Below are 17174 nucleotides of genomic sequence, written 5' to 3' on the forward strand. Positions count from 1 at the left end.
AAAGACCCTTATAGGGTCAGAGCAAACCACCCGTTTTACGGGTGGTTATGATTTATGTCTATAGATGTTTTTAATAGATACATTAGTAGTAGCTTGAGTACGTTGAAAAAATATGTAAAAGAAAAGACCTATATAGATACATAGGTCTTTAGATATTTTATTTGATATGTTTAGAACCTCGTTCTGTCATACCTATGCCGTCTTTGCAAAGAGGGCATTTTTCAGGTTTATATGTAGGAACTTCAAGGTTGAGTAATGCTTGTACTTTTTCGTGAGGTACGCCGAATTCTGCTTTGCCGCCAGACCGGTTAACAAGTAGGCCTACACCAACGATTTCACCACCAGATTGGTTAACTACGTTTACAACTTCTTGTACGGAACCACCAGTTGTTACGATGTCTTCAACAATAAGTACGCGCGTACCTGGCTTAATTTTGAAACCACGGCGCAATGTCATAACGCCTTTTTCACGTTCTGTGAAGATGGCGCGTGTGCCAAGAGCCTTACCAACTTCGTGAGCTAGTAAAATGCCACCAGTCATGGGGCCAATAACAAGTTCTACATTTTGATCGCGAAAGCGTTCAGCCAAATCTTTACAAAGTGTTTCAGTATATTTAGGATGTTGCAATACATTGAATTTTTCAACGTACATTGGGCTGTGGAGACCAGATGTCAAAAGGAAGTGACCTTCTAAAATAGCTTGAGTATCGATAAGTAATTGTTTTACTTCTTGTTCTGTCATCATTTGGATACCTTCTCCATTTCTTCAATAATTAAACGAACCGCTTCGCGAGGGTTTTCGGCTTGTGTAATAGGGCGACCAATAACGAGGCGAGATGCGCCATCTTGTAATGCGCTAGCAGGCGTAGCAACGCGTTTTTGGTCGTCTGATGTTGCAAATGATGGGCGAATACCTGGTGTTACGATAAGAAAATCATCGCCACATGCTTCGCGAATCATTTTAGCTTCCAATGCGGAGCATACAACGCCATCCATGCCGCAGTCTTTAGCGAGTTTAGCGAGGCGAATTACTTGGTCGGAAATAGGTAGTTGTCCACCTATAGCAGTCCAAGATTCATCGTCAAAACTCGTTAAGGCTGTGATGGCCAATAACTTTGGTCTTTCAACACCTAGTTCTTTGCCGCTTTCACGAGCCGCCTCTACAGCGGCTTTCATCATAACAGGACCGCCTTGACCATGCATAGTAATCAAACTAGCACCGAGACGTGTTAAGGAAGATACGCCATGGGCTACCGTATTTGGAATATCGTGCAATTTCAAATCAAGAAATACTTGTTTGTTTTGCTCTTGTAAAAAGCGAACTGTTTTAGCCCCTTCGGCATAGAATAGCTCCATTCCGACCTTGTAAAAGCTAACCGAATCACCTAGGGATAATACGATTTCTTTCACTGCATCCATCGTGGATACGTCAAGGGCAACGATTAATCTGTCATCTGCCATGTTGCAACCTCCATACTACATATATCTAAATAATTTTTACATACTGAGGGCGTTCTGTCAATTAAAATTGGTGAGCGTGTAATGATTATTGGTCACCTTTGTACAGTAGATTATGGTCTGTTTCGTGCTATAATAAATAGAGAAAATGAATATAATTCTTATATATAGATTTTGAAAGGAGTCCTATGTTAGATTTTGTTGCATTAGACTTTGAAACAGCTAATAAATTTAAAAATAGTGCGTGCTCCTTGGCGGTTATTACCGTAAAGGATGGACAGATTGCAAAGAAAGCTTATAGTCTTATTAAACCCCCGTTTATGAGTTTTGATGATGAATGCATTGAAATCCATGGCATTCAGCCAAAAGATGTTCTACATGAAAAGACTTTTGATCAGTTGTGGGATGCTATTTACGAAAATCATTTAAAAGGAAATATCATGGTAGCTCATAATGCGAAATTCGATATGAACGTATTGCGTGCTACTCTAGATTACTATAAAATTCCTTGGCCAGAACTAGATTATGCATGTACAGTTAAACTTTCACGTGCGGTATGGCCCGATTTAGTTAACCATAAGTTAAATACCATGGCCGCATACATGGGGGTTGAATTTAAGCATCACTATGCGCTCGATGATGCGGAGACTTGTGCAAAGGTTGTATTAGAAGCTACTAAGCTAAAAGGTGTTAATAGTTTACCAGATTTATTAAAGGTTACAGGTGTACCATTAGAACCATTTATTGATGATAAAAATCGCTCTGCACAAGAGGCTTTACATAAAGAGCCAGAACCAGAGCAAATGTCGTTCTTTTAGTAAGGAGAGGTGGTACTATGTTAGGTAAAGAATTATTAGCTTATGTGGATCATACTTTATTACGTCCAACAGCTACATGGGATGATATTAAAGAAGTTTGTGATGCGAGTGTAAAGTATAAAACAGCATCTGTCTGTATTCCACCAGATTTTGTAGCATCCGCTCATGAAGCATATCCAAAACTTAACATATGTACCGTTATTGGATTTCCTTTGGGTTATGAAACGACAGAGGTAAAGGTGACTGAAACGAAACAGGCCATCGAAGAAGGGGCCTCTGAAATCGACATGGTTATTAATCTTGGCGACGTAAAACAAGGTGATTTTGAAGCGGTAACGAACGAAATTGCAGCACTTAAGGAGGCTTGTGGCGATAAGATTTTAAAGGTTATTATCGAGACTTGTTATCTTACAGATTCTGAAAAGGTGGCGCTCTGTAAATGTATTACGAACGGTGGTGCAGATTTTATTAAAACATCTACTGGCTTTGGTAGCGGTGGAGCAAGCCTTGAAGATATCAGACTCTTTAAAAAGCATATTGGTCCTAATGTACAGATCAAGGCTGCGGGTGGAATTCGTTCCATTACCGATATGAAAGCTTATATTGCAGAAGGTTGTAGTCGTATTGGTGCCAGTGCAGCCGTAGAGTTATTAAAAAATCACTTGAATGAAGAAGTATAATAGAAGACCACCTAGGCTATGCTTAGGTGGTTTCTTAGAATGGCGGTTTAATTATGCGCATGTATGATATTATTCTGAAAAAAAGGGCAAAATTGCCGTTAACAAATGAGGAAATCCGCTTTGTCATCGATGGCTATGTAAAAGGTGATATTCCTGATTATCAAGTGAGTGCTCTATTGATGACCATAGTTTTTAATGGCATGAGTGCTCGCGAACTAGGAACCTTGACCTTAGCCATGGCTCAATCAGGTAATATGGTAGATTTATCGAGTATCGATGGGATTACCGTGGATAAACATAGTACAGGTGGTGTAGGGGATAAGACAACACTTATTATTGCACCTCTCGTAGCCGCTTGTGGAGGTAAGGTGGCTAAGATGTCCGGCCGTGGACTTGGTCATACGGGCGGTACTATCGACAAGATGGAGTCCATTCCAAATTTAAAAGTATCTTTAGAACAAGATGATTTTATCGATCAAGTTAATAAAATTGGTCTTGCCGTTATCGGTCAATCAGAAGGACTAGCTCCGGCGGATAAAAAACTATACGCTTTGCGGGATGTGACGGGGACCGTAGATAGTATTCCTCTTATTGCATCCTCTGTTATGAGCAAAAAATTGGCTTCTGGTGCTCAGGCAATTTTGTTAGATGTAAAGGTTGGTAGCGGCGCCTTTATGAAGACCTTAGATGATGCCCGTACATTAGCTAGAGCAATGGTGGATATCGGCAATGAAAATGGCCGAGCTGTTAAGGCCGTTTTGACGGATATGGATCGTCCCCTTGGGTATGCCATTGGCAATGCGTTGGAAATTCGTGAAGTTATTGATACGTTGAAAGGTAATGGACCAGAAGACTTAAGTCATGAATGTGTTATCATGGCAGCTCATATGCTCGTATTGAGTCATATTTGTGATTACGAAACTGCTCTTAATTGCGTGCAACAATCACTAGATTCTGGGACCGCTCTTGAACGATTACGTTTAATGATTGAAGCCCAAGGTGGAGATAGCCGAGTCATCGATGATGAAAGTGTATTGGAAATCGGTAAGTTTACCTATGATGTAACATCGCCTCAAGACGGTTATATTACCCATATGAATACAGAACAATGCGGCATTTCATCCGTCATGTTGGGGGCAGGTCGTACTGTTAAAGATGGTCCTATCGACTATAGTGCAGGTATTGTAATGCACAAAAAAACTGGAGATTCTGTTACTGTGGGTGAGAGTATAGCTACATTGTATGCCTCTGATGAAAGCTTACTCAATAATGCGGCTCAGACCTATTTAGAGGCTATTACTATTGGCAATACTGCACCTAAAGTAGTAGATACTATACTTGATATTGTAGAGTAAGGAGCAGAATATGAAAGAAAAAGAGATTCAAAGGCTCATTAATCGCGCTATTGTAGCTCGTGAGACATCGTATAGCCCTTATTCACACTTTGGCGTGGGGGCAGCACTTCTCTGTGATGATGATACCGTTTATGAAGGGTGCAATATAGAAAATGCATCTTATGGACTTACTAATTGTGCAGAGCGAACCGCCATATTTAAGGCCGTATCAGAAGGGCATAAACGATTTAAAGCCCTTGCCGTAGTGGCGGATACGGAAGGACCTTGCTCGCCTTGTGGCGCTTGTCGTCAGGTGATTTCTGAATTTGAAATACCTCGTATTATAATGGCGAATTTAAAAGGAGACTATACAGTTGTTGAATTAGACGAACTATTACCTTTTAGATTTGGGGCTGATAGCATGTAAAAAGAGACCACAGATGTGGTCTCTTTTTTGTATACCTTAGAATGCAGGAACAATGGCACCTTGGTATTTTTCTTGGATAAATTTGATGATTTCAGGGCTATGAAGTGCAGCCATCAATTTTTTGATGCGCGGGTCATTTTCATTGCCCTTGAGTACAGTTACGATATTTACGTAAGGGGAATCGTTAGTTTCGATTGCCAATGCATCTTTGCCAGGGTTAAGACCTGCGTTTAATGCAAAGTTAGTATTGATTGCAGCTAAGGTTACATCGTCAAGAGAACGAGGTACTTGTGCTGCCTCTAATTCTATAAATTGATATTCGTTAGGGTTCGTAGTAATATCTTGCACTGTAGATAAGATGTTAGTAGCATCTTTCAAAGTGATTAGACCTTGTTTTTGCAATAACAACAATGCACGACCACCGTTTGTAGGGTCATTAGGAATGGCGATTTTAGCGCCTTTAGGGAGATTTTTCAAATCTTTGATTTGGCGGGAGTATAAACCCATTGGCTCAAGGTGAACGCCACCAGCGGATACTAAGTCAAGCTTGTGAGCTTTTGCAAATTCCTCCATGTAAGGTACGTGTTGGAAGAAGTTTGCATCGATTTCTTTGTCGCCTAAAGCTAAGTTAGGTGTATTGTAGTCAGTGAATTCAGTGACTTTTAATTCGATACCATCTTTTGCCAAGATAGGTTTAACTTGTTCCAAGATTTCCGCGTGAGGTACAGCAGTTGCACCGATTTTTAATACTTGTTTACCGTCGCTAGCAGCTTGTTTATTGTCGTTACCACAACCCGCGATTAATAAAGCACCGCCAAGGATTACAGTAGCTGCTAATGCTAAAAATTTTCTCATTACACACACTCCTTATACAATAATTGCATATAAAATATTAAATCTATAGTACTAAATAATTTCCTATCTATCAAGAAGGAATTATTATAGGTTCTCCATAACTAAAAACTATGGAGAACCTATAATATAAGTATATTCATTTTTAGATTAACTTGCCCATGATAAGGCCAATAGCCCACATCAGTTGGTAAACCATAGCCGTTCCTGCGGTAGTGCCCATAGCCTTATCTAATTCGAATTCATCCGTTTTAGTACTTAATGTATGAATTGTTTTAAAAGCCAATGGTGCTGCAAGGAATGCCAATAAGGTGAACCATGTCATATGGCCTACAACGATCCAAGCAATGATCCAAATAAAATTAAAAATATAGGTAATGCTCATTAGGCTGAGGGCTCTTTCACGACCAAGTACGATTGGCAAAGTGCGACGACCGTGGCTTTCATCATTACGAATATCTCGGATGTTATTTGTCAACATGATGGAGCCAACTAGCAATGTAGATGGAATTGCAGGAATTAATAGAGCTAAGGATAATTCTCGTGTCCATGCATAGCCTGTAATAAGCACGATGGCAAGGCCCATGGCGATGCCAGAGGAAAACTCTCCAAATGGAGTGCGAGAAATTGGTTTCGGTCCACCAGAATAGAGGAAGCTAATTAGGATACATAAGAAGCCTGCAGGGATGTAGTACCAAGTTATGGTAGCAGATAAATAAATGCCGATGATAATAGGTACAATCATGAGTATTTTGATCATCGTTATGATGAGTTCAGGGGTTATGGTGCCACGCGTGATAGAACCGGCATTGCCTACCTTTTGACCTGCATCAAGACCAGATTTAAAGTCTTTATATTCATTCCATAAATTAGCTATAATTTGGGCGGTTACAACTGCTAAGAATATAAGTAACGTATGGAATATAGCTAGCCCTTTGCCCTGAACGGCACCAAACGCATAATAACTAAAGGCAGCACCTAAAATAGTGGGTCCTAATGCGGCAGCTAATGTGCGAGGTCTAGTAAGGGGAATTAATTCTTGTATCATATCAAAAGCACGCTGAGTGTGCACTCCTTTCCATTTCTCATGCATATATCATGTTTACATGTCTATTTATGTATTGTATAGCAGAACGGTAAGGTTGTAAATTATACTATACAGTTATATATGTCGGTATAGTATAATAATTAATATATACGGTATAGATTAACTTTTAAACTCTTAATACATACTGCATAGATTATCTAATAATCTGTATATATAGTGTATTGTTAAAATGTGAGGTGTCTTATGAGAGCTCTCAATAAAAAAATGATGACATTGGCTTGTGCTACTTGTTTAACTGTGGGCATGGGTACAGTGGCATGTGCTGATACGGTAGATTTGGGTTATGGACTATATGCAGTAACTAGTAATGCAGTGAAAGCATCTGTCATAGATTCTGTTTCCACCAATCCTAATTTGAGAACTGCAGCCCAAAATGCAATGGTGAATGAAGTTAATGCGTCAGTAGCAAAAAGACTTGGTGAGCATTTGAAAGAAGTATACAAAGTAGAGGTACCGCCATTTCAAGGAAAGATTACTGATGGATATAGCCTCTATCAATTATCTGGTGATAGTGCTTTAGGTCATCATACTGCATGGTTGGTAAATTATAATGTAAACAAAGATATTATTAACTATTCTGGTGATGCAGCAACAAAAATAGTTAATAATATGATAGATAAAAAAGAAGAGAAACTTCCTGAAGCTAAACCATATTCGAAGTCTCTTGCAGAAGACTTTATTACTAATATGAAGCCTTTAAGCTTAGATAAAAATGCTTTAAAGCCTGTTATGGAAAAATATAATACTAGATTGAATAGTGATATAAATACACAGTTAAATCTAATGACCGTAGAAAGTAAAAAGTTATCTCCAAAGGAACAGCAAGCCACACAAGAAGTAGTCGATGTTCTAAAGCAGATTATTCCTAATTTCTCCGTGCAAGCTACGGATTTTTCTGCGAAATCATACACATCAAAATTTGGTGTAATGCAAGGAATATCTATGCGTGGTAGTTTAAATTATGATGGTTTTATGCTACCTGGCTCTCTTGAACTATATATGTTACCACAAGATGAAGGCCTCACGATACAATTATTAGCAACAGAGGATACAAGTCACGATTACTGGACTAAACAACTGGAATCAATGTATGGCTTAAAAGCCCTAAAGGGAGGGAATAAATAATGAAACCATTAAAAACTCTCGTGTTAGCAGCTTGTTTAGTAGGTACTATTGCAAGTTTTGCTGGTGCAAAGGATGTTAATACTTTAGCAGGAACAATGTCAATTCCTAATGACGTTACGATTGCAACGGCTTCTAATACAAATACATTAGGCATTGTAAAAGATATTATTGCTAAAGATAATGCAAAGCCAAGTACACATAAAATGACAAGGCAAAGTAATCAGCAAGCCTTAGCTGTATTGGACCAAATGGGACTTAGCTATGACATATACCAATTACAAGGTGCTGATAAGACTGGTCAAAAGGATGCCTTTTTAGTAGCGGTAGATGTGAAAGAGGCGGCTCAACATTTAGGAAAGAAAGAGGCTAATGACCCAATGTTTATAGCCGCTATGGCTGCTCTTGAGAAAGGGCAAATTGATCCTGTAACAGAGCAACTTGTATTAGAAGCAATCAATAAACAGATTCCAACTAGTACAACGGTAGTTCCTTTAAATGGACCAATTAATGTACCAAGTCTTGATCCTAAAAAAGCAACGATTATGCCTAAGACACTTAGAACTCTAACCGTAGAAAATGCCGAACAAGTACATCCTGTGGCTGGCACAAAATATCAAACTTATGCAGCAAGCTCTCGCTTGTTATATTCAGATGGAACTGTACAAACTCCACTCTATGCAAATGCTGCATTTGTTTTGAAGCCAGGTAAACCGGTGTTGTACGTAGCTTTTACAAGCGATGTACAACGTGATTATTTCAAACCGATATTTGACAATGCATTTAAATCAATTAAATAATTGGTTATATACGTACTTTTATGTAATATGTGATATATTGAGGTAAGTCATATATATCGAGGCAACAATATGAGTTTCACGCCTTAAACATAGTCATATTAATTTATATTTTTTTATAAAAGGAGATTTATCATGAAAACAATTTTCACAGACAAAGCACCAGCAGCAGTAGGTCCTTACTCCCAAGCTAAAGTAGTAGGCGGTTTATTATTCGCTTCTGGTCAAATTCCACTCAATCCTGCAACTGGTTCAGTTGTTGAAGGTGGTATTGTAGAGCAAACTGAACAAGTATGCAAAAACATTGATGCTGTATTGGCTGAAGCAGGTTCAGACTTCTCCGAAGTTATTAAAACAACTTGTTTCTTGGCTGATATCGCTGATTTCAAAGCTTTCAACGAAGTGTATGCTAAATACTTCACTTCTAAACCAGCTCGTTCTTGCGTAGCAGTAAAAGACCTTCCATTGGGTGTTTTGGTAGAAGTGGAAATTATTGCGGAAGTATAAGATGAATTATATTTCTTTGTTACAGTCAGAGATGCGTCCTGCCTTCGGTTGCACTGAGCCAATTGCATTGGCTTATGCGGCTGCGAAGGCAGTCTCTGTTTTAGATGAGTTTCCAAATCATATTCACGCACGATGCAGTGCGAATATTATTAAAAATGTTAAATCCGTAGTGATTCCAAACTCTGGGGGCCGCAAAGGACTTACGGCGGCTGCTACGCTTGGTGCTATCGTAGGTCACCCAGAGCGTGAATTAGAGGTATTGGAATCCGCTACAGATGAAGATCGTAAATGGCTTGGCACACTTCTTGATGCCAACTTCTGTACTGTTTCACTCGCTGAAGGCGTAGATAATCTATATATTGAAATCACCGCTGAAACAGATGAACATACGGCAGTAGTTCGTATTGAAAATGATCATACGAATGTAACTTATGTTTCTGTAGATGGCGAGATTATCTCTGAAACAATTAATGAAATAAAAGAAGCAGCTAAAACCGAATATGCTATGATTTTTGATAGCATTTACGAATTTTCCTTAACTGGTGATATTTCTGGTATCCTTCCTCAAATCAAACAACAGGTAGAGTATAATTCTGCTATTTCTAAGGAAGGTCTGTCTAATGATTATGGTGCTAACATTGGTCAATTGTTATTATTGGACGATGAAAATCCATCTCTTGAAACGAAATGTAAGGCTCGTGCCGCGGCCGGATCTGATGCGCGTATGAGCGGCTGTCCATTGCCTGTAGTTATTTGCTCTGGCTCTGGTAATCAAGGCTTAACCGTTTCTGTACCAATTATTACGACTGCTGAGGAACTTGGCAAAAGTGATGATGAACTTTATCGCGCTCTCGTCTTTGCGAACTTGTTAACACTTTATGTTAAATCTGGCATCGGTAAATTGTCCGCATACTGCGGTGTTGTATCTGCGGGTGTGGTAAGTGTAGCAGGCATTGCCTTCTTGAAAGGTGATAGTAAAGATATAATCGAGAACACTCTTGTAAATGGTCTTGCAAGTCTATCTGGTATCGTATGTGACGGTGCGAAACCATCCTGTGCAGGTAAAATTGCAATCTCTCTTGATGGCGCTTTTATGGGATATAAACAAGCTCGCCTTAACAAAAACTACCAAAAAGGCGATGGTCTTGTAGCATTCTCCGTTGACGAAACCATCCGCAGCATCGGTGCTGTGGCACAAGGTATGAAAGAAACGGACGTAGTTATTTTGAATGAAATGCTAAAACACTAAACTGCATGTGATGTGTTTAGTTGAATATAAAAAGAACCCTTCGTTGGTCTGTACCTTCAAAAATTGTGTCCAATTTGGGGGGTGTAGTTCACGTGAAGGGTTCTTTTTGTTTATTGTAATTTTTTAGGATCTTTAAGTATTAATGACGCCCCAAGGCCCATTACTAGGAATGGCACGAGTGTCATCATGGCAATAGGTAAGGTGTAGGTGTCTGCAAGGTTACCTACTACAGGTGCGATGATACCGCCAATAGTTTGGCTCACGCCGAGGGTAATACCAGAGGCAAAGCCGATGCTTTTAGCGAGGTAGGTTTGACCTAGTACGATAACTGGGCTGTAGCTAATTGCTTTTGCGGCACCAATCATGAGTAGTAGTAGATAGGCTACAGGCATCATGATGACAGGGGAGAAGGTTGGCACTTCTGTTAATAGGAACATAGCTGGCAACCAAATTAATAGGGATAGTCTAATGATTTTGATAGGACCATATTTGTCGCCTAATAGACCGCCGATATATGTCATGAAGATGCCTATACTAAAGAATACGGTTAATGCAAAGCTACCTTGTTCTGGGCTAGTGCCGAGTTCACGAGTCCAGAAGATAGGAATAAATGCATTGATAACGCGGAAGTTTACCGATTGGCTTAGGATGATAACGAACAAGATACCAAAGTATTTCCAGTAATTTTTGAGTGGTTTTGCTACAAGTGTAGGGTTTTCTGTAGCTACCGCTTGGTCGATAGTGCGTGCATGAGCTACTATGCGAGGCATGAGGATGAATAAAAGCGTTGATATGATAAGACCTACCACGGTGAAAGCCGCAAGTCCATGCGGACCTACTGTATAGGCAATAGAACCAGCAAAGAGGGGGCCGATGGCAAAACCGGAGCTACCACCGATGGCGAAGGTGCCCATGGCTTTCCCTTTTTTGCCACCACCGAGGCGGTTCATGATCTTTGCTCCTTCAGGATGGAAGATAGAGGATCCAACACCGGCTAACGTGGCACAAACAAGTAAGCTTTCATAGGAGGTGACAAAACCCATTACACCTGTGCTACAAGCAGAGAGTAAAACACCTAAAGCGATAAGCCGAGGTTGATTGATTTTGTCAGAAAGATACCCTAATAATGGTTGTAATAATGAAGATAATGCTGTATTGGCTAAGATGAGAAAGCCCGCTTGTTCTAAGCTGAGTCCATAGGTATAGATGAACAGTGGTAAGAGGGCAGGCAATACACTTTGACAGGAGTCGTTAATCATATGACTCACTGTAATGAGATAAGGGTAATATTTTTTCATAGTAGTGGTCCCTTCGCAAAAAAGCGCTAACCACGGTTAGCGCTTTATATATTTTATATGGCAGAGAATTAGGGAGTAGAACCTAAAAAGCGCGTAAATACTGGTGTTGTTTGATTTTTCAATATCTCTATGGGGCAAGTTATGGGGCAAGCCTAACCATTTCTAGCGTTTAGCTTGTTTATGACGTCCTCATTCATTGCCTGTGTTACGTGAGTATATATGCTTAATGTAGTGGCAGGATCATTATGTCCTACACGCTGCATTATGGCTTTTAGCGGCACGCCTAATTCTGATAAGATACTAATATGAGTATGTCTAAATATGTGCGTAGTGATGTGTTTATCGCCTATAGATACGCGTTTTAGTATTTTGTTGATGTATTGCATGTCATAAGGATTGCCACGCTTAGCCGTGAATATATAGCCTTGTTCATGGTAGCCATTGAACCATAAAGAGCGGCGTTTGTTTTCTGTTGTGATCCGTTCTAATATGCGAACGGCTCTATCGCATAGCTTTATATCTCTAACAGAATAAATGTTTTTAGGCGTTCCGCGCTTTATTTCGCTACTATTATTACAATGATACTGTAATGTGCCATTAATATTAATAGTGGCTTTTTCTTTGTCATAGTCGCAATAACGTAAGGCCAACAATTCGCCAATTCTTAGACCTGTAAGACTTATAAATTCTACCAATAGGGATATTCTGGGGCTTATATCGTTTAATTGCCTTAGAACCTCTTTTAACTCCATATTATCAAGAAATTTATTTTGCTTTTTAGCCACCTCATCGCGGCTGAAAGGCTTTTTTATTATTTTAATGTCCTCTATGTCCTGAATGTCTTTTACTAGGCCTCTACGTTTAGCATAACGAAAAATAGCCCTAACCGTTGTCATTAATGACTTGCTATAGTGATAGCTACGATTTTCTACATAATATACTTTATTTGCTAGCTCCTCAATCATAATAGGTGTTACTTTGATGATTGGTATATCAGTAGGGATATACTTAAAAATCTTTTTAACGTGGGTATTATGGTTTACGTGGGTGGCTAGTTTTACAGTAGGCCTGGTATGATCTAGCCATAAATGCGCCACCTCATGCAGCGTTATATATTTGTCTTGCTCATAGCCGTCTAATATTTGTGCTATTTTTTCATGTAGCAGTTTAGAGGCTTGTTTTTTATATGTAGGACTATTTCCATTTAAAGAAATACTAACACGCTTTAATTTGCCTGTTGTAGGGCAATTATAGCGTTCATAATATATGTATTTTGTTCCTGTGTTTGTGGCTCTTTCTTCTATCCACATATTAACCGCCTTTCATAGGCGATAAGTACTTATTTAAATCGTTCTGATAAGCTAATTAAGAAAATAGATAGCTCTTTATCTGTCATCATATGGGGAAGTTGCTTTATAAAAAATTCTCTATCCGCAGTTTTACTATTCTTGTATTGATTTTTTAAGCTCAATGGGTTTATATCGTTTATGTTATCTATGGTCTTTTTTAAATTAGTAATATTATATTTAATTAACTGATCAAGTCCCGTATTTTCATAGAAATAAGATATATCTTTTCCACTCAATTTAGCCAGTTTATTAAGTTTATCAATTCTTGGGGAGGCTTTTCCGGTTTCCCATAGGGATATAGTCGCCTTAGATACTCCTAATTTATTGCCTAGTTCCTCACCAGATAAACCTAACTGTATTCTAACTGATTTTATAAGTTCGCCTTGTTTTTTTTGTACGTCAGTATAGTCCATATAATCACCTCATGTTTAATATATTATAAACTAAACTTTATTTCAAGGCTCATGTATTGCAATATGAATATTCAGTTTATTTTAAACTTGACATATAGAAAAATAAAGTTTAGAATAAACTTAACAAAAAGGAGGTGAGAAATTGAAAGAGTTCAATAAATTAGTTGGTTATCGTAATCGATGTGGCCTATCTCAAAAGGTTCTAGGTAGACATATCGGAATAACTGGCGAGTCATATGGGCGCAAAGAGAATGGAAAGGCTCCATTTACACGTGAAGAGATGAAAACGATCCATACTGTACTTGAGACTGAATTAAATGAACCTATTAGTTTTACAGAATTATTTAATATTTAATATGACGCAAATCAAACCTCATATAATCATCTCAAAGCGTTGTATTAAGGTAAAAGAAAAACGCCGCCATAATAGGCAGCGTGGAAAGGTTAATATATGAAGATTGTTGAAAGTGTAACGCCGATAGATCAACGATACATACAATATAAGAATATTGGCAAGGCTTATGATTTAAGCCGCATGCAGGTATATAGGCTAATTCAACGAATGAAACGTACCGCAAAATACAAAAAATCATTCGTTGATATTGGGCCTAAATGTAAGTTAGTTAAATTAAATGATTTTGATGAGTTTTTCAAGTCTACTCATAACCAATATTTAACTAAAGAGGTATAGTAAAATACCTTTCTATTATTATATCAAATTGATAAGGGAACATAAAGGGGGGACGGCTTTTTTGAGTGTTAAAAAATCATCGTTTTATGACGGTAAAAAGTTTTTACATAATAAAATGGGGGACTATTTAATTAAAAAATATCATTTAAAACGTATTATTAATGAAAATTTGTTAGACGGTGCGCCGCCTGATGATGTAGATATATATTTCTTTAACCCTAAAAATAATAATTATGAACCGTTTAGTAAATCGGAATGTAATAGGCTTATTATTCTTGAAGATAAAGAATTAAAAACCAATGCACGTAAAGAGGTATGGGAGTATATCAAAAGTATAATTAGTGATTGTTATATTACTGATCCTCATATAGTAGGATGTTTGAATTGCCTTGTTAATATAAGGACTGGTAAAGCATTACAGAAAACGCCTGATACGATATTAAGAAATTACATACCTGTTAAGTATGATCCTGAAGCCTTAGAAAATGATGTATTAGATACATTCATGAAAAATCTGTTTGGTGATGATAGAGAAATGCATACATTTATTTATCAGATCATTGCATATGGTTTATGGCCTGACAATCATCTACAAAAATTCTTTATTTTGTTTGGTGAGGGCGGCAACGGTAAGAGTACATTTCTTAATTTACTAAAACCATTTTATGGCCGTGAAAATATTAGTATTTTAGGCCTGGTTAAATTTGGTGATGATAGGTATATTGGTAGTCTTTATGGAAAAATGGTTAATCTAGGTGATGATATAGAGGCAGGTGCATTGTTAGAAAGCGCAGTACTAAAAAAGGTTGTTAGTGGTGAGCCAGTACATGCTAACCCTAAATTTGGCCTTATGTTTGCCTTTGTAGTAACACAAAAACTATTATTTTCAGCTAACTCAGTACCACGCATTACAGATACATCGCAAGGCATGGCCGATAGACTTATCGTTATACCATTCACGCAGCGTATTAGGGGAACGGCTACGGCAGTACCTAATATAGTGCAAGAAATTGTTAAAAGCGGTGGTTTATCAGTGCTGCTGAATAGAGTATTAAAAGAGGTACCTAATATTATAAATGGGATCCATATACCGCAATTAGTACAAGCAGCAACTCAAAAACATATGACTGATACGAACCCAGTAGCACTATTTGTTAGTGATATGAATGAAAGCGGTTGGCGTATTGATACTGGCAGTAGTTTTGAGGGGTTAGCAGAGATTAAAGCTATATCAGATTTAACTACCGTACAAGTCTATAACCTCTATAAAGAGTGGTGTAAAGAGAATGGATATAAGCCGTTGGCGAATAATACGTTTGGGCGTGAATTAGGTAGATTAGGATATGAAAGTATTCAAATTGGTATGGGTTTATTGCGTGGTAAGCGTGCATACCAAAAGATTGAAAGTGTAACTATTGTGTAACTAGAAAATAATCTTATCTAGTTACATAGTAAATGCAGATAATATCTATGTTTATGGGTTGTTGTAACAGGCGTAACAGGTATTTTTATATTAATAGGATAATTTATATAAGTTCATTAAATATCTTATAAAGTTTTGTGTATTAACCTGTTATCTTGTTACAAAGGCATGAATACTACATTTATGCTGTGACATTACCGGTTGCAAACCAGTTACAAATAGGAGGTAAATATCATGGAATTTGATAGCTTAGATAAAATTATAAAATGTGTTGGTAAGAAGTTAAAAAACAATGAAGTAGATCTTGTTTGTGCAATCGCTCATATAGCTGTAATGAGTTATAAGAAAGGCTATAATGACGCTGCTGAAGAATTAAAATTAAAGGAAAAGGCATAATATGAATACAAATTTAAATGAATATGAGAATATAAAAGGCCTCAAAAAAGAATATATAGATAAGATCAGCGCGGTTGTGAATGGGCATACCAATAAAGTAACCTTGTTGGCGTTGACTAAAACAGAGTTTAATATTATTCAAGATGAATTTGGTAATATGCTAGATGTTACAGTTACTTGTGAGCATATTTTTAATAATAAGCAGTTGATTGTAACGGCTGTTTTAAGTAGGAGAGAATTATGAAAATACATTTCTCGTGTAGTAATGAGGCGGAGTATATCCGCCTCAATCCTATCATTAATTTATTGAGGACTGATAGAACCCTAAAATATAAAGAAAAAATAGATAATCAAGGCCGAAAACAGATTTATTTTGTATCAAGAAAAAGGCCGCAAGCATAGGTAAGGTATAGGTTTATAGAAATATACCCCCTCTATTGATTTTTTGGTGAAATGTGATATAATTAAGACAATCAAATACAGGAGTACCGCAATCACACATGTGATTGAACGCTTTTCACAGCATGGGAATAGATAGGCTTAGGCTTATTTGTTCCCATGTTTTTTTTATTTTGTAGAAGTGTTATCCATTTACACCATGTTAAACCTCCAATATTACATGAGAAAAAATATCGCGAGAAAGTGTGTTTGAGGTAATGGCCTTTAGGCTATGGGTATATGAGTTATTGGCCGTATAATATGGCGATCCTCCAAATGACTTATATATTTTTCACTGAACTAACAGGGGAAATAGGGAGTAATCAAAATGACTGAAAAAAACAAAGAAAAACTGTTTACACAAGCTGAAGTAGATAACATTGTAAAAGAACGTCTAGAACGTGAGCGTAAGCGCTATAATAGCGATAACGACATGGTGGAAACGTTACAAAAAGAACTGGTAACGGTACGGGCTGAATTACAAAGTTTAATGGCTGATAATGAGGCCAAATCTACGGCATTGAAAGCGGAACAGGTTAATAAAACTATCATTCAAGAATTAGAAAAGGTCAACGGCATTAACCCTACAGAGCTTGCACGATTATTTATTAATAATGCAAGTGTAGACGATACGGGGAGCGTAGTATATACCGATGATAGCGGTAATAGTTTACCTATTAGCGAACATATCAAAGAATGGGCTAGTAAATCGCCCTGGGCTATTAAATCAGTTCAAAACCCTGGCAGCGGTTACGGCAGAAATAATTCGCATGTAGGAAACATAGAATTGCGCGACGCTTTTGGCCTTAAATAG

21 protein-coding genes are annotated in these 17174 nt (G+C 37.8%); 14 read left to right on the forward strand and 7 right to left on the reverse strand.

Features of this window, described 5'->3' with window-relative positions; translation table 11 throughout:
- Positions 1 to 157 precede the first annotated feature (157 nt).
- Positions 158 to 745, reverse strand: coding sequence for an orotate phosphoribosyltransferase (pyrE, locus tag Q0507_RS04670; RefSeq protein WP_298713105.1), 588 nt, complete (start codon positions 743 to 745; stop codon positions 158 to 160).
- On the reverse strand, positions 742 to 1461 hold the full coding sequence (pyrF, locus tag Q0507_RS04675; RefSeq protein WP_298713108.1) for an orotidine-5'-phosphate decarboxylase: 720 nt from the start codon (positions 1459 to 1461) through the stop codon (positions 742 to 744). Before pyrF ends, pyrE begins: the two co-directional genes overlap by 4 nt.
- Before the next feature lie 185 nt (positions 1462 to 1646).
- Between pyrF and Q0507_RS04680 the strand changes: the two genes are divergently transcribed.
- Genes Q0507_RS04680 through Q0507_RS04695 form a run of 4 tightly spaced genes read left to right on the forward strand, consistent with a single transcriptional unit; the run spans position 1647 to position 4717 of the window.
- Positions 1647 to 2276, forward strand: coding sequence for a 3'-5' exonuclease (locus Q0507_RS04680; protein ID WP_298713111.1), 630 nt, complete (start codon positions 1647 to 1649; stop codon positions 2274 to 2276).
- A 17-nt stretch (positions 2277 to 2293) separates the two neighbouring features.
- Complete coding sequence (gene deoC, locus Q0507_RS04685; protein ID WP_298713114.1) at positions 2294 to 2956, forward strand: deoxyribose-phosphate aldolase; 663 nt, start codon at positions 2294 to 2296, stop codon at positions 2954 to 2956.
- A gap of 53 nt (positions 2957 to 3009) precedes the next feature.
- On the forward strand, positions 3010 to 4311 hold the full coding sequence (locus Q0507_RS04690) for a pyrimidine-nucleoside phosphorylase (RefSeq protein ID WP_298713117.1): 1302 nt from the start codon (positions 3010 to 3012) through the stop codon (positions 4309 to 4311).
- Positions 4312 to 4321: 10 nt separating this feature from the next.
- Complete coding sequence (locus Q0507_RS04695) at positions 4322 to 4717, forward strand: cytidine deaminase (RefSeq protein ID WP_288565644.1); 396 nt, start codon at positions 4322 to 4324, stop codon at positions 4715 to 4717.
- A gap of 36 nt (positions 4718 to 4753) precedes the next feature.
- Here Q0507_RS04695 and Q0507_RS04700 read toward each other — a convergent pair whose 3' ends face one another.
- Together Q0507_RS04700 and menA are read right to left on the reverse strand one after the other, a co-directional pair.
- Positions 4754 to 5572: a MetQ/NlpA family ABC transporter substrate-binding protein gene (locus tag Q0507_RS04700; RefSeq protein ID WP_298713126.1), complete on the reverse strand. Its 819-nt coding sequence runs from the start codon at positions 5570 to 5572 to the stop codon at positions 4754 to 4756.
- A 142-nt stretch (positions 5573 to 5714) separates the two neighbouring features.
- Positions 5715 to 6617, reverse strand: a complete 903-nt coding sequence (menA, locus tag Q0507_RS04705) for a 1,4-dihydroxy-2-naphthoate octaprenyltransferase (protein ID WP_298713129.1) — start codon at positions 6615 to 6617, stop codon at positions 5715 to 5717.
- 243 nt (positions 6618 to 6860) lie between these two features.
- Here menA and Q0507_RS04710 point away from each other — a divergent pair, with 243 nt between their 5' ends.
- From Q0507_RS04710 to Q0507_RS04725, 4 genes are all read left to right on the forward strand, one after another.
- Positions 6861 to 7802 (forward strand): glutamyl-tRNA amidotransferase, encoded by a 942-nt coding sequence (locus tag Q0507_RS04710; RefSeq protein ID WP_298713132.1) that lies wholly within the window; start codon positions 6861 to 6863, stop codon positions 7800 to 7802.
- Positions 7802 to 8599 (forward strand): hypothetical protein, encoded by a 798-nt coding sequence (locus Q0507_RS04715; protein ID WP_298713135.1) that lies wholly within the window; start codon positions 7802 to 7804, stop codon positions 8597 to 8599. Before Q0507_RS04710 ends, Q0507_RS04715 begins: the two co-directional genes overlap by 1 nt.
- Before the next feature lie 132 nt (positions 8600 to 8731).
- Positions 8732 to 9103, forward strand: a complete 372-nt coding sequence (locus Q0507_RS04720) for a RidA family protein (protein ID WP_288565649.1) — start codon at positions 8732 to 8734, stop codon at positions 9101 to 9103.
- A gap of 1 nt (position 9104) precedes the next feature.
- Positions 9105 to 10352, forward strand: a complete 1248-nt coding sequence (locus Q0507_RS04725) for a serine dehydratase subunit alpha family protein (RefSeq protein WP_298713138.1) — start codon at positions 9105 to 9107, stop codon at positions 10350 to 10352.
- 110 nt (positions 10353 to 10462) lie between these two features.
- On the opposite strand, the gene Q0507_RS04730 is transcribed toward Q0507_RS04725, so the two are convergent.
- From Q0507_RS04730 to Q0507_RS04740, 3 genes are all read right to left on the reverse strand, one after another.
- Positions 10463 to 11650: an MFS transporter gene (locus Q0507_RS04730; protein ID WP_298713141.1), complete on the reverse strand. Its 1188-nt coding sequence runs from the start codon at positions 11648 to 11650 to the stop codon at positions 10463 to 10465.
- 152 nt (positions 11651 to 11802) lie between these two features.
- Positions 11803 to 12960, reverse strand: a complete 1158-nt coding sequence (locus Q0507_RS04735; RefSeq protein ID WP_298713144.1) for a site-specific integrase — start codon at positions 12958 to 12960, stop codon at positions 11803 to 11805.
- Between the two features lie 29 nt (positions 12961 to 12989).
- Complete coding sequence (locus Q0507_RS04740; RefSeq protein ID WP_298713147.1) at positions 12990 to 13412, reverse strand: helix-turn-helix domain-containing protein; 423 nt, start codon at positions 13410 to 13412, stop codon at positions 12990 to 12992.
- A 142-nt stretch (positions 13413 to 13554) separates the two neighbouring features.
- Between Q0507_RS04740 and Q0507_RS04745 the strand changes: the two genes are divergently transcribed.
- The 6 genes from Q0507_RS04745 (at position 13555) to Q0507_RS04770 (ending at position 17174) form a co-directional block, all read left to right on the forward strand.
- On the forward strand, positions 13555 to 13767 hold the full coding sequence (locus Q0507_RS04745) for a helix-turn-helix transcriptional regulator (RefSeq protein WP_105098414.1): 213 nt from the start codon (positions 13555 to 13557) through the stop codon (positions 13765 to 13767).
- A 96-nt stretch (positions 13768 to 13863) separates the two neighbouring features.
- Positions 13864 to 14103: a hypothetical protein gene (locus Q0507_RS04750; RefSeq protein WP_298713152.1), complete on the forward strand. Its 240-nt coding sequence runs from the start codon at positions 13864 to 13866 to the stop codon at positions 14101 to 14103.
- Between the two features lie 61 nt (positions 14104 to 14164).
- Complete coding sequence (locus Q0507_RS04755) at positions 14165 to 15526, forward strand: phage/plasmid primase, P4 family (RefSeq protein WP_298713155.1); 1362 nt, start codon at positions 14165 to 14167, stop codon at positions 15524 to 15526.
- A gap of 234 nt (positions 15527 to 15760) precedes the next feature.
- A complete protein-coding gene (locus Q0507_RS04760) occupies positions 15761 to 15922 on the forward strand; it encodes a hypothetical protein (RefSeq protein WP_298713157.1) in 162 nt (53 codons plus the stop codon).
- A 1-nt stretch (position 15923) separates the two neighbouring features.
- Complete coding sequence (locus Q0507_RS04765) at positions 15924 to 16166, forward strand: hypothetical protein (protein WP_298713160.1); 243 nt, start codon at positions 15924 to 15926, stop codon at positions 16164 to 16166.
- Between the two features lie 522 nt (positions 16167 to 16688).
- Positions 16689 to 17174: a hypothetical protein gene (locus Q0507_RS04770; protein ID WP_298713163.1), complete on the forward strand. Its 486-nt coding sequence runs from the start codon at positions 16689 to 16691 to the stop codon at positions 17172 to 17174.

It is taken from the genome of uncultured Veillonella sp. (genome assembly GCF_938010505.1).
Classification (GTDB): Bacteria; Bacillota; Negativicutes; order Veillonellales; family Veillonellaceae; genus Veillonella.